The organism is Paenibacillus sp. FSL K6-0276 (genome assembly GCF_037977235.1).
Classification (GTDB): domain Bacteria; phylum Bacillota; class Bacilli; order Paenibacillales; family Paenibacillaceae; genus Paenibacillus_AQ.
Map to the genome: position 1 here is coordinate 5158304 of NZ_CP150276.1, position 15427 is coordinate 5173730.

4 protein-coding genes are annotated in these 15427 nt (G+C 46.7%); 2 read left to right on the plus strand and 2 right to left on the minus strand.

Annotation, left to right across the window (positions count from 1 at the left end):
* Positions 1-410 precede the first annotated feature (410 nt).
* Positions 411-5993, minus strand: a complete 5583-nt coding sequence (locus MHH52_RS24310) for a WIAG-tail domain (RefSeq protein WP_340004882.1) — start codon at positions 5991-5993, stop codon at positions 411-413.
* A 240-nt stretch (positions 5994-6233) separates the two neighbouring features.
* Here MHH52_RS24310 and MHH52_RS24315 point away from each other — a divergent pair, with 240 nt between their 5' ends.
* The gene (locus MHH52_RS24315; protein ID WP_340004883.1) at positions 6234-7328 is read left to right on the plus strand and encodes a YheC/YheD family protein; all 1095 of its coding nucleotides are present in this window, start codon (positions 6234-6236) and stop codon (positions 7326-7328) included.
* 87 nt (positions 7329-7415) lie between these two features.
* On the plus strand, positions 7416-8207 hold the full coding sequence (gene asd / locus MHH52_RS24320) for an archaetidylserine decarboxylase (protein WP_340004884.1): 792 nt from the start codon (positions 7416-7418) through the stop codon (positions 8205-8207).
* A 141-nt stretch (positions 8208-8348) separates the two neighbouring features.
* On the opposite strand, the gene MHH52_RS24325 is transcribed toward asd, so the two are convergent.
* Positions 8349-15224 (minus strand): glycoside hydrolase family 3 N-terminal domain-containing protein, encoded by a 6876-nt coding sequence (locus MHH52_RS24325; protein ID WP_340004885.1) that lies wholly within the window; start codon positions 15222-15224, stop codon positions 8349-8351.
* Positions 15225-15427 lie beyond the last annotated feature (203 nt).

Sequence of the window (15427 nt, forward strand, 5' to 3'; positions counted from 1 at the left end):
ATGATTGGAGCTGGCGAGTGAATCCGACCCAACTTATGGAGACTTCTTTTGGCCCTTTCCTAGCGGGCTAAAGATGTGGAGAGGGAGAGGGAATTTCTCCCTATAATTACTCTTTATATAGCTGATCTCAGTGATTATAGGGAATTCTCTCCTTATAATCACGCCGATTCTGGCTTTCCGAGCATAATTCGAACTTTTAGAGGGACAAATTCCCTCTAATGCTCATGAATCAGGTATTTTCAAGAAATTAGAGGGAGCGATTCCCTATAATGCTCAAATTACGTATTGAACAATGAATAGACTAGCGGCTAGAAAAAAAGAGGTACTACACGCTGCTTAACTAGAAGTGCAACACAACAAAAAGCGCAGCCATCGGCTGCGCTTAGCATTTTGTACATCATTTTTGCTAATCAATCAAACACACGATCATCCATCGCTGGTTTAGCTAAAGGAGCGCCGATAGCAATCCAAGAGATGACCCCATAGAAATGCGGAGTCTCGCGCAATCGCACCACTTGAATTACTGCATCTCCATTGGCTCTGCTCTTTAAGGAAGCATAGAAGTAAGGTTGATTAGTCATGGCAACGAGCACATAACCTGTATGACCAAAGTTCTCATCGAACGATACGGTCACCTCCACACTCTCAGCATCCCCGTTGAACATAAACGCCGTCATCCCAAACTGCTGAAGCGCCTCTCGTTTCCCTGCAGTCTGAATCGGACTGAAGGATAGATGCTCTGCATTTACAGAATTCGGTGCCAGATGGACACCATTTACTGCGCCGGGGGCAATATGATAATCCTGAACGCTCTCTTCCTCCAGATGACGCGCTTGAATCGCAAATGAAGAGATTTTGGAAGCATCCACCGCTTCATCCTGAAGTTCGGTCGCCCCTACGCTACCTTCGGCCAGATGAAAAGACTCAATACAACCTGCCTTCAGTTTTGCTCCGTCGATGCTTGCATCCGGAAGCAGTGCTGAGGTACGAGTTTCATCCGCAAGATGCTCCAATTTGATGATACCGGACTGCAAATGTCGATCTGCCACGATCTTGTCAGCAAGATGTTCTCCGTACACACTCCATGGCTGTAAATGTAAAGAACTCACTGAACCTTCGGCCAGTTTTTCTTCGGTAATACTGCCTTCCGGCAACAGATCAGCACTACGTACCTCTTCTGACAGATGCTTCATGGTGATGCTGTCAGATCGAATGTGGCGACTATCCACCGCATCCCCTGCTAAATGACCACCATAGACGCTACCAGGAGCCAGATGGAAAGAATGGATGGATCCACCCTCCAATTTTTCTCCAGTGATACTGCCATCCGGCAACAGATCGACACTAAACACTTCTTCTGCCAAGTGATTCATGGTAATGCTTCCAGACCGGATATGGCGGCTATCTATCGTATCACTCGCTAAATGTCCCCCATACACGCTGCCCGGAGACAAATGGAAGGCATTGATGGATCCACCCTCCAGCTTCTTTCCGGTAATACTACCGTCTGGAAGCAGATCAGAACTACGAACCTCTTCCGATAGATGAGCCAGAGTAATCTCTCCGTGTCGGATATGACGGCCTTTTATTGTACTTGGACTCAGATGACTTCCATTTACACTTTCAGGTATTAGATGATTTGAATTCACGGATTCTTCTGCTAGCTTTTCTCTGGTAATACTACCGTCTGGCAGCAGATCAGAACTACGAACCTCTTCCGACAGATGAGCTAGGGTGATCTCACCATTCAGGATATGACGGCCTTCTACTGAACCCGGACTCAGATGACTACTCCCTACACTTCCAGGCACTAGATGAATAGAATCTACGGATGCTTCCGCCAACTTCTCACCAGTAAGGCTACCGTCTGGCAGCAGATCAGAACTACGAACCTCTTCCGACAGATGAGCTAGGGTGATCTCACCATTCAGGATATGACGGCCTTCTACTGAACCCGGACTCAGATGACTACTCCCTACACTTCTAGGCACTAGATGAATAGAATCTACGGATGCTTCCGCCAACTTCTTGCCAGTAAGGCTACCGTCTGGTAGCAGATCAGAACTACGAACCTCTTCTGACAGATGAGCAAGGGTAATCTCACCGTATCGGATATGACGCCCTTCTATTGTATCCGGGGCCAGATGACTGCCATCCACGCTTCCAGGCATTAGATGATTTGAATTCACGGATTCTTCTGCTAGCTTTTCTCTGGTAATACTACCGTCTGGAAGCAAGTCAGCGCTACGTGCATCTTTGGCTAGATGAGCCAGGGTAATCTCACCGTACCCGATGTGACGGCCTTCTACTGAACCCGGACTCAGATGACTACTCCCTACACTTCCAGATACAAGATGAATCGAACTTACTGATTCTTCCGCCAGCTTATCACCAGTAATACTGCCTTCCGGTAACAAATCCGAGCTGCGCGCTTCTGCTGACAGATGAACCAGAGTGATTTCACCGTACCCGATGTGAAGGCCTTCTACTGAACCCGGTCTCAGATGATTACTCCCTACACTTTCTGGTGCAAGATGAATTGAACTTACCGATTCTTCTGCCAGCTTATCGCCAGTAATACTGCCTTCCGGTAACAAGTCCGAGCTGCGTGTTTCTGCTGACAGGTGAGCCAGGGTAATCTCGCCGTACCCGATGTGAAGGCCTTCTACTGAACCTGGACTCAGATGATTACTCCTTACACTTTCTGGTGCAAGATGAATTGAACTTACCGATTCTTCTGCCAGCTTATCGCCAGTAATACTGCCTTCCGGTAACAAGTCCGAGCTGCGTGTTTCTGCTGACAGGTGAGCCAGGGTAATTTCACCGTACCCGATATGACGGCCTTCTATTGCATCCGGGCTAAGATGACTGCCATTTACACTTCCAGGTATTAGATGATTTGAATTCACAGATTCTAGCGCCAGCTTTTCTCTGGTAATACTGCCGTCTGGAAGCAAGTCAGCGCTACGTGCATCTTTGGCTAGATGAGCTAGGGTAATTTCACCGTACCCGATATGACGGCCTTCTATTGCATCCGGGCTAAGATGACTGCCATTTACACTTCCAGGTATTAGATGATTTGAATTCACAGATTCTTGCGCCAGCTTTTCTCTGGTAATACTGCCGTCTGGCAGCAAGTCTGCACTACGTGCATCTTTGGCTAGATGAGTCAGTGTAATCTCACCGTACCCGATATGACGGCCTTCTATTGCATCCGGGCTAAGATGACTGCCATTTACACTTCCAGGTATTAGATGATTTGAATTCACTGATTCTTGCGCCAGCTTTTCTCTGGTAATACTACCGTCTGGAAGCAAGTCAGCGCTACGTGCATCTTTGGCTAGATGAGCTAGGGTAATTTCACCGTGCCCGATATGACATCCTTCCACTGTATCCAGGCTCAGATGACTGCCATTCACACTTCCAGCCACTAGATGAATAGAACCTACGGATTCCTCAGCAAGCTTCTCGCCAGTAATACTACCGTCAGGCAGTAACTCGGAGCTATATGTTTCTTCTGCCAGATGAGCCAGTGTGATCTCACCATGCCGGATGTGACGGCCTTCTACTGCACCCAGACTCAGATGACTTCCGTCTACACTTTCAGGTACAAGATGAATAGAATCTACGGATTCTTCTGCTAGCTTCTCCCCGGTAATACTGCCCTCTGGCAGCAAGTCGGAGCTGCGTGCATCTTCGGCTAGATGAGCCAGCTTGATCTCACCATACCCAATATGACGTCCTTCAATGATATCAATACATAGATGGCTACCGTCTACACTGCTCGGTGAAAGATGCTGGGAATCCACAGCCCCTTTTGCCAGCTTAGAGCCGCTAATGCTACCCTCCTGTATTTGAATCGAAGAAATGGAATTAGGAATAATATGGCCATTTCCGATGGACAACGGCCGGATATGCGCCCCGCCGATGCTTCCCGGATTCATATGTCTGCTCTGAACCGCACTATCACTAATGGATTTTGAATGAATTGCATTCACAGATAAATGCTCTGCCTGAACTGCTGACACTGCTAATTTACTGGAATCTACGCTTCCGTCTGCAAGCTTAGCCGAAGTGACCGATAAATCGCTAATCTTATCCGTCGATACACTTTCCGGTGACAGCTTTAACGACGTCACCACATGATCTGCCAGATGATGCGGCTGCACTGCTCCAGCTGCTAAATGAATCTCTCTCACCGCAGCAGAAGCCAGCTTATCTCCTGAAACCGAGCCAGACTGAATCGCAGCTGCGGTCACACTATTTTCTCCGAGATGTCTCCGTTCTACGGCTCCCGTGGCTAAATGATCTTTGTCCACCACAGCGTCCTGCAGGACACGCCCGCTCACGCTGGCATCGGCCAGATGTTTCTCCTCCACTGCACAAAAAGCAATATGCTCACCACTCACCACTTCACGGGCAATCGTACTCCCAATCACCGCTCCCGCTCCCAGTTTAGCCGCATTCACACTTCCATCTGCCAACTTGGCAGAAGTAACGCTCTGCGGACGAAGATGCTCACCACCCACAGACTCTGAAGCCAGCTGTTCACCAGTCACAGCACCAGAGGACAGATGATGCGTGTGAATAACTTCATCCATAAGTTGCTCGGATCCGACCGCTTCCGCAGCTAAATGGGAATGGTTCACAGCCTCGCGCTCCAGATGAATAGAAGATACAGCTTGCATAGCAATTTGCTGTCCGCGAATAGCGGATTTGGCAATATGTCTTGTGGTTACAGCTTCATCTGCTAGCTTATGTGCGAGTATGCTTTGATCAGCGATTTTCGATGAGGTGACCGCTTGCTCAATCAGCTGTGCAGTACCTACCGCACCCTCCGTCAGCTTTAAAAAAGAGATACTTCGGTCAGCCAGATGACGACTCGTTATTTCCCCGTCGCTGATATGGGAACCATGTACGCTTTCTGCACTTAAGTGGATGCTTCTCACTACTTCTGTACCCAGCTGCTTGGAACCAATAGCACCATCTGCTACATGCGCACCTTCGATCACACCCGACTGGAGCTGCTCCTTGCCGATCAGCTTGCTGGCAAGCTGCTCTGGCCCAATCGCTCCCGGAGCCAAATGTCTGGCGGTTATCAGAGCGTCGCTAAGGTGGCGACCCTCAATGACAGCATCAGCCAGTTTGGAACTGCTGATTTCACCATCAGCTATTTTATCGCCAGATACCGCTGCATCAGCCAGCTTGGAACGATCAATACTCCCGTTTGCCACGTGGCGGCCAGTGATGCTGCTGCTTCCTATTTTTTCACCAGTAACCGCTCCATCTTCCAGTAAATCAGCCGTAATAATCAGATCGCTCAAATGACGGCTCTCAATAGATTTATCTGCAATTTGACCGCCGCCGATAATCCGATCAGCCAGCTTCTCTGGACTAATACTGCCGTTCTTCAGCTTCTCTCCACTGATTGAATGATCCAGCAGCTTACCACCACTAACGCTTCCTTCAGCTAAATGCTCACCCACGATGGATTCAGGTGCGATTTTCGAAGAAGTTACTGCCTTGTCCGCGATATTGATACTCTGCACAGCATAATCTTGCAGCCATGGTGTACCAATAATGCCGAACTTCAGCTTAGAACCGTCAATGGTTCGTGGAGCGATTTTTGCTCCTGTAACCGCTGCATCCGATAGATCATCTGTGTAAACAGGCTGAAACCGCTCTTTCTCAGGAGCGAACCATATGGTTTCAGGAAGATTATCCACCTGTTTCTGAAGCTGCACCTCCACCATAGGCTCCGGCTGCAGGACTGGAGCAGAAATCAGTTCCTCTTGAACGGCTTCAGCTACTCCTCCTCCTCCACTTACCTGAACTTCCGCAATCTCTGGGTTGCTGACTCCATCACTGATACTCCCCGAATCCTTAGAACTGCTTTTGCTATCCAGCATGCTCAGTTCCTTTATATTGGGATTATCTACATAGTAGAGTCGTTTTTGTGGATTGCGTGGCTGCTTTTTTTTGGAACCCCTCACAAGCAGTCTCCTCCTTCCATCTATTGTTTCTCCTAGGCATCATATGCAGCGGTATGGGCTTATGACACCCTTTTGCGATAAGCCCTTCATAAGATTCTGATGAAACTTATACTTTTTTATATTTTAAAAAAAGGCATCTGCCGCCGCGCATTCGTCCATCCTGACACGCGGGTACAAACATACAATGACTAGAGTAGTAAAGGCGGAAATCACGTGATCGAAGAAACAGGAGGAACAAACATGGGGCATAAGCTCGTTGGAATACTACTAAATGCCAATATGCACCGGGGCGTTCCCCGGCTAAAAACAGGACAGGAGTCTCTATCCAACTATGAAGAGGGGGCCGCTGCATACGGCTTAGTCCCCTGCTTCCTGAAGCTCGCGGACATCGATACAGACTCAGGCTTCAGTGCCGCCTATATAAAGGGATCTCATGGATATAGAAGCGTAGTAGTTCCTACACCCACTGTCATCCATAACCGGGCGATATACAGCCAGAATAGCCCAGGGATGCAACGTCTGCTGCGGCACCATCCTCTGGTGTACAATACATGCAATCGATATGGCAAAGATGAGATCCATGAACTGCTTGAGAAGCGTGAAGAGCTTCGTGAGTATTTACCGGCGACAACAGGAGTATCTGGACTCAAACAAATGATGAATCGTTACCCTGATCTCATTCTCAAACCCTGCCGCGGAAGCATTGGGAATGGGGTCATGCGACTGGTTCGCAAAGGGAGACAGCGCTGGCACTTAAATTATCTTTCCCCTTCGATGCGGCGCTGGCTAAGCACTCCCGTATATCAGGGGGCGCTGCCAAAAGCGCTCCGCGCACGCCTTGCCTCTGTACCTTATCTTGTACAGGAGCGTATTCCACTGGCTGAGATTGGAGGACGTCCCTTTGATCTACGTGTCACCGTTCAGCGCGGTTGGCGAGGAGATTGGCAGGTAACTGGCCTCTTCGCTAAACTGGCTGCCCCAGGGGGCTTCGTCTCCAATATTGCTCGCGGAGGAGAAGCATTAAGCTCTTCCTTTGCGCTCGAAAAAGCCTTCTCTAGATCAGCAGCGGCTAATATCCGTATGTCTGTCGAAACACTTAGCCTTGTTATAGCGCGTTGTCTCGAACAAGACCTTCCGGGTCTGGCTGATATCGGACTGGATGTAGGAGTTACTAAGGATGGTCGCATCTTCTTCATTGAATGCAATGGCCGCGACCAACGCTACGGATTTCACAAAGCCGGCCTTACAGAGATTTGGAAGGAGAGTTACCGAAGACCTATGGGATACGCACGTTTTTTACTAGAAAAGAACAGTATGATATATAACAGTTATTGATTTGTCTCTTATTCTATGTCAATATAATGCAGAGCAGAGGGCGGCCCATATACAACCGCACTGCTGCATTATGGAAGGGAGATGGGCATGGTAAAACAATTGCTGCGGCTGATGACCGAGCTATCCTCGCACCGATGGCTTTCACGGTTAATGGGGTCTTTTTCTCATAGTAGATTCAGCCGTTTACTAATCCCGGTATTTATTAAGACTTATCAAATCCCCTCCGCCCAGGCGGAGAAGAATCCTGGAGAATATCTCACTCTTAATGAGTTTTTCAGCCGCCGGCTGAAGCCTGGCATGCGGCCTATCGCAAGCGATGATGACGCTTTAGTTAGTCCCGTAGATGCAACGATTACTGCTATGGGCGACATTACCTCTGGCACGATTATGAATGTAAAAGGGCAGGATTATAAGATCGAGGATCTACTTAATCATTCTCCGCATCTGGAGCTGTACAAGAAGGGTTTTTTCTTCGTTCTTTATCTAAGTCCTACGGATTATCACCGGATTCACTCTCCCCTTACTGGACATAAGGTGGAGAGCGATCATATTCGTGGACGAGCCTATCCTGTCAATGATTTCGGCATGCGACATATGAAGGGTGTACTGAACCGCAACGAACGTCTCATCACTTATATCGCTGGAAGCTACGGTGAAACCGCAGTAGTAAAGGTAGGCGCGATGAACGTCAGCAGCATCCGTTATACGGATGCTAACGCTACCGAGTGGAAAATCGGCGATGATCTGGCCTATTTCGAGTTTGGCTCCACTGTTGTGCTGCTTATGGAAAGCGGTACTTTTACCCCGAGACCCAAGCTTGAGGTCAACTCGAAGGTAAAGATGGGGGAACTGCTGGGGACGTTACACGAGCCACTGTAGCAAAGTTACGATATAACGGAACAAGGGTATCCCTGACCGATTGAAAATCGGCGCCGGGATACCCTTGTTTTGTTTAAAAAAAGAGATTCATTCAAGACAGCCGACAAACTAAGCAGTCTGCCAGCTCTTTTCTATTGAATGTTATTTCACTTTAGAGCTTGTTACACTGGCATAGTAATCTAGCACATTTTTGATGATCACAGCTGCTTCAGCTCTTGTGGCTGAAGCGGTCGGATCCATCTTTCCACCGCTGCCTCCATTTACAATACCAAGATCTTTGAAGGCATAGACCGCTTCTTTAGCATAACCCGCGATAGAAGCATCATCTGGGAAGTCATGGTTAGTCGCTTGTGGCAATTCAACATTCAGTTTCTTCAACGCATTGAATAGAATTACACACAAGTCCTGACGGCTAATGCTGTTATTAGGAGCAAACATGCCATTACCGATACCATTGATCAGTTGATTAGAAGTCCCAATCTCAACATAGTTTTTATACCAAGCATCTTTCAGAACGTCAGTAAAATGCTTTTGATTCTCACCCATGCTGAAGTTGAAACTTTTTACTACCATGGCAACAAACTCGGCACGGTTTACCTTCCCACTTGGATCAAAGCTTCCGTCCGTGCGTCCGCCGATAATATTTCTCTCCACCAGCGCTGCAATCGCAGATTCTGCCCAGCTAGGAATTAGAGTAGCATCTTTAAACTTATTCTTAAGCTCTTGTCTGATTAGCTCCGGTGTCTTCGTTTTTTCATCTGTTTTTGGAGGCTGAGGCTTCTGTTCTCCAGGTTTTACGACTTCTCCAGGAATCGTTGGTACTGAAGGTACCGCTGGGGTAGTCGGTCTTGGTGTACTTGGTTGACCGCCATCTCCACCTGATCCGCCGCTGTAAGGTTTAACGATCACAGAGATCTGCACCTTCAGGCCAAGTGTATTAGCTATACCCTCCGGTAAGATCAAATCCCCCTTGATGGTGTACGTTCCTTCCGTATTACCGTTATAGCCTTCCTTGTTCCACTGAACAGAAACGATCTTATTCATCCCGGTATTCAGGGTTACTGATACTGAAGCTGGTAGCTCCAGTACGTCAAAGCTGGTACCATAAGCAACGCTTTTACTTGCTAGTGCTTGCACTGCCGTGATTTCCGGTATCGTAATGACCTCCGGCAGTACTTCGATCGTAATGGATGCCTTCAGGTCCTTTGGATTGCTGATACCTTCCACAGGTACTAGCGCTCCATTCAGGGTATAAGCTCCTTGCTTATCACCATTGTAACCTTTACTGTTCCAATGGATGGATATCACCTTGGTCTCACCGTTATTCAATGTAGCTATGACTGAAGATGGTAGCGTCAATCCACTAAATGGAGTGCCGAATGGAACGCTCTTACTTTCCAAATCCTGCACTGCGATAATCTCAGCGACACGAATCACTTCCGGCATTACCTGAATGGTGATGGAAGCTTTCAGGTCATTCGGGTTAATCATTCCTTCTTCCAGGACCATAGCACCGTTCAGTACGTACGATCCTTCTACATTGCCGTTATAACCCGCAGGGCTCCATTTAACAACAAGTCCCTTCGTCTCATACGTATCCAGCGTTACTGTAACTGAAGACGGCAATTCCAACTTATCAAAAGCGGTGCCAAAATCAACGCTTTTGCCCTCCAGCTTCTCAACTTTAGTAATTTGGATAGGTTTAGTACCTTCTGGCAGTACAACCACCTTAATGGAAACGGTTTGATGGGTACTATTCAACACACCCTCAGGAAGCTCAAAGCTACCTGCCAGCGTATAACTCCCTGCTTTGCCACCGTTGTAATCTTTACGGTCCCATTGTACAACCAAACTTATTGTCTTTTTACTGCCCAGTGTAGCTTCAACTGTGCCAGGTAGATTCAGATCTTCAACAGCAGTACCGAACGGCACACTAAGCAGTTGCGGCTGAACAATCGATACAATTTCTCTAGCCTGTAGATCTATTGTCCATTTAGCATAGTACACCGTGCTTTCGTGTAATACCGTCTCTGCTGTTAAAGCATTACCGTTACCTTCTTTATTATCGAACCATCCTCCGAAGATGTAACCTTCACGCACCGATGCTTGAGGTAAGGTGCTTAATGCTTCACCTTTAAATGCGGTTACCTTGGTAGGGGCCGGTGAGTCCAGATAATTCTGATCGAAGGTGACTTCAATCGGATCAGCATAAATGAGTTCAACATATTGTAAATTAGCATTTAATCCGTTAAAAATCATATACACATTTTGTTTTCCTGTTACTTTGGTTCTGTCTAGGAAGGTTTCCGCTGTCGAATAATGATCAATGTAAGAATTCCCAGGTGTTTGCTTTGTACTTGCCATTCCATAATTGTCCCAAGCGGCGCCTGCTTTCTGAGCAAAACTAATGCTTGCAAATTCATTACCAAGTTCAAAAGAACCTCCGCCGCTGTAAGCATCAGCGTATGCTCTTCCTTGAGTAGTAGCTCGTTTAACTGGTTTACCCGTATTGTCAGCCTCTGTATAGAATTTAAAAGATGGAGACGATCCTCCTTCACGGGCATACTGCACTCTTACTTCCACAAGATTGGTCAAGTCAACCTGACCGAAATAAACAAGGTCATTAGAATTGACATAGCTCATGGCGTCCGTACCACTTTCAAATCTGAACTGGGTATTGGTTGCATAAATCCATGGTGCATTATAAGGATAAATTCTAATACCATTCTCTACTTTCAAAATCTCTTTTGGAGCAATATTGATCGGCATGGACGATATACTCAAATCTGTTATTACCGCTTTCAAGGAAGCTATGGCCTCTGCTACAACCTCGTCGTTGATCGGCTCGGCAAGAACAGCCTTAACCTCTTCCAGCACAGCGTTGAATTTGAGCTTTTTGTAAGCTGTGTATGCATTCATATCGATGTTTTGAGCAGCCTTGATATCCGCATCTAACGCCGATGTGTCTACATTGTCCTGCTCCAACTGGAAGGTTAGCCAGTTCAGGTCAATGCCCGCACTCTCAAATACAATTCTAAGGGTATGCTCGCCCGCTGACAGATGAATATCAGGGATTCTGAAGGTTTTCCATACTCCTTTAGTCGTGGTAAGGTCGAAGGTTCCGAGTAGCTTATCTCCATCATAGATGCCAAAGGACATTTGGGCGACATCCGATTGGCTAGAGCGAATTCGCGATGTGACTTTGTACGTGCCTTCTTTCTCCACATTCACCTTATAGGAAATAGCTTCACCCTTGCTTGTGTTGGTGTAGCATAATCCGCCATCTACATCATTGCTGCTTACCGGCGTGATTATCGGAGTAATGGAGGCAAATTCCGTCTCAGCCACCTTCAATTTAGTATTTTTCCCAATTTTCTTTACTGCCAAAGCTACATCACTATTGATTCTGACATAATCAAAATCGACAATAAATGGATCTGTGAGGCTCTGACTTCCGTTAGAAGCTAGTAACCCGAACTTCGGATTGGCATAATTCGCAGTTGTACTGCCAAGTGAAATATATTCGTTGCCATCAGCACTGACATAACTGGAATAACTGTTACCTATTTTTTTCAAACGTAAATATAGCTCTTTCTTTTCTCCGAAAATATTGGTGAGCTGACTGGCAGACAGTTGTCCGATGGTAACAGGCTCCGTACCTCCGGTTTCTTTGGTCATTCCGATGATCTTGCCACTACTGTATTCATACTTCATCCAGATATAGTTATTGTTATCCTGTGAAGCCGTGATGCCGACGCCGTTATAATTCTGATTTGGCGCTTTGCTCATATTAATTTTTACAGTTGCTTCCCAGTTGCCGAAGGCTTCCTGCTGGAAATAGTTTTTCAAATCAGCATGCTCACTCCAGAAATCGCCTCTTTCGGCAATGATTCTCAAATTTCCTGGAACAGTGCTCAAAGACCAATTTTTGTTATTTTCTGCATTGGTAGCAGTCTCTTTATTAATCGTCCAGAAGCTGCTTAGATTTGCACTATCGAACTCATCGCTCTGTGGTGTCGTACCAAACTGTATCACATAGGAATTCGCCTGATCGGAGCTGATACATTTGATCGTCACTCTTTTATTGATGAGGTCTACGTTGGCCGTGGCTTTTACACCATCATTCGTTTCAAACGTAACTTCAGGTAAAGTAGCCCCGTTACTGAGACCTACATCATAACTGAACCTAGTCTGTGCAAACCCCTCAAGCGGCTTGCCGTCAATAGAGATATTCTTTAAATAAGCATAGGTCGGATTCTCAAAAATCGGTTCCAAGCCTTCCTCCGAAGTGAAGATAACCTTGTAGATCCGTTTCTCTCCTCCGGCCGAAGCAGTAATTACAGCAGCCGGTCTATCTTTGTCGGCTTGTCGTACACTTACGTCTACCCCAGCTATCGCCGTAGCTTTGACTTCAGGGTAGCTGCTGCTTTCAGTCGTTTCACCAAAGGCTTTATAGTCGAGTTTCAATGGATTAAATATCTTGATCTTTTTGCCGCCTACCGTAATACCCGAGAGCTGCGGATCTCCCGATTTGTCCGTATTCACCCGGAACCAATCTCTTCCCGGCGTATAATTGACCACGTAATCAATCTTTGCCGTTCTTGCAAAGGCTGGAGATTGCATCAAGAAGCTCGTAATATTCTTGGCAGAACGCTGCAATTCTCCTAAGGTCAGACTGCCGTTAGCAAGCGATGTCATCGTATTAAAGGTACTGTTATTCCGATTCTTATGTGTTTCTGCATAATCGTTCGGAATTACCATGTAAAGATCGTTTTGGGCACGAACCATGGCTTTGCCGTTGGTTTCATCATAACGATTGGAAGTGGCATAGAAGCCCTGATCCTCACTCATCTTCGCCCACCAGTCTGTCATGACAATACCGTCAAAGCCCCATTCTCCGCGAAGGATGGTGGTATTCAGATCATAGTTGCTAGATGCCCAGGTTCCGTTTACCGGACCATAGGATGTCATCACTGAACGCGCTTTTCCACTCTTCACTGCCATTTCATAACCTTTCAAATAAATCTCGCGAAGCGCTCTTTCAGAGACAAGTGCATTCACAAGATGTCTATCTGTTTCCTGATTGTTCGCAGCGAAATGCTTGATAGTAGGTGCCGTACCATTCTTCTGAAGACCTCTTGTCTGTGCAACAGCCATGATGCCTGTCAGTAATGGATCCTCTGAAAAATACTCAAAGTTTCTTCCGTTCAGGGGACTTCTGTGGATATTGATCCCCGGTCCTAGCAGCGTATCGATGTTGTTAATCAGCATTTCTTTGCCAAGAAGATCGAACAATCTTTCATTCAGCTCGGTGTTCCACGTACAGGCAAGCATCGTCCCGTTTGGAATACTGGTTGCCTTCTCTGCGTTGGTCTCCATTCGGATTCCTGAAGGACCGTCCGCAGCACTGTCGATAGGGAGTCCGAATTTCAGCAGATTTTTAGTAACACCACCAAAAGCCGCAGCGGTACCGGCAGTAACTTTGGGGCTGGACATCCCTTCCCCTAAAATAATGGCTCCTAGATCGTTGTTGGACAATTGTGCGATGAACTGGTCCATAGTCACTTTTTGATTGTATACATCCAATAAGGTATAGCCCTTGTCCCCAGTTTGTGGAATGGACGCAGGGAGATTTTGCTTAATTCTCTCATCCAAGTTGGTAGTCCGTGTCGGTACCTTTTCAGTGACAGTGGTAAAAGTACCATTTCCATTCGGTTGACCTGGTTTGATACGATCAAATTCCTTAGTTGGCGCGAGCGCTTCCTGCAAGGTTTCTACAACCTTCAAGGCATTAAGGCTGTATACTCCTTGCTTTTCGCTGTCACTTACACTGTTGCCTACGTAAATATTATAGTCACCAGCTTCTAGGACATAAGATGAATCACGACCTGTAATCCCACTGTCATCATACGAGGCCATATCTTTGGTATCATACGTGATGGTGATCGACTGTGATTCCCCAGGCTGTAGCAAGCGGGTCTTAGCAAAAGCAGCAAGCTCCTTGGCCGGCTTACCAAGCTTACCTTGTGGTGCACCGTAATAAATCTGCACAACTTCTTTGCCTTCCACCTTGCCTGTATTCTGAACAGTTACTGTCACTGCAACCTCATTCTCACCGGCGTTGACATTATCAGTAGTGATCTTGAAATCGGTATAGGAGAGCCCGTAACCAAATGGATAGAGCACCTTATCCGGAGCAAAGGTCTCAAAGTACCGATAACCTACATAAATATCCTCACTATAAGAATTTTCAGTTTTGCTCCCAAAATGTGCAGTAGAAGGATAGTCAGCAAGTGTAGCTGCAATCGTATCGCTCAATTTACCGCTTGGCGTAACGTCTCCGGTCAGTACGTCAGCTACTGCGCTACCACCTTCCATCCCCCCTTGCCATGTATACAAAATAGCAGCTTTGGGATAATTTATTGCCCATGACATATCGATAACGTTGGCTACGTTCAATACGATGGCCACTCGGTCGAATTTGGCATATACCCGGTTAAGCATGTCTATTTCAAGGTCTGTCAGCTTATAAGCACCCTGGACATCCGTATTATCCTTATCTTCACCGGCTGTTCTACCGATGATGACCACAGCTGTATCCGTTTTTGCTTTTGCTGCATCCACAATTTCGTCGGTTAAAGGCATTTCTGCCTGGGACCATGGCTCTGCTGCCCAGCCACCACCGCCATTGTTGAAAGGATTCTTTTTGATCCAGTCGGCATAGACCTTCGCCAGATCTTCATTTAACTTGAGACTGGGATTATTCCGAAGACCCTCCAGAATCCCATTCACATAATCTACCCTTACCGCACCCCCAGATCCTGTACCTGACTTGTAATAATGCGCTTGTATGCGGCCAAACACCGATACATTTTCACTCTTCTTGATAGGGAGCACTTGTTCATTCTCATTTACTTGTGATCCTGCTAGTTTATAATCCGGATTTTGCAGCAGCACAATACCTTCAGCGGCCACTTCTCTGGACACATCCGCTAAACCTGGGAGAACCTTGGCCATAACGGGAGAACTGGTACTAGGCGTTATGATTGAGGTTATCAGAATGCAGCAGAACAATATTTTAAGTAAGCGATTACAATTTTTCCTCATACTTATCACCATTCCTTTCGATTAAGGTACAGGTTAGGATAATGTGTCATCGTAAAGAGCGAGATTTCAATTAAAATATTTCTAATACAGATACATGCACTTCAGAAACAGAT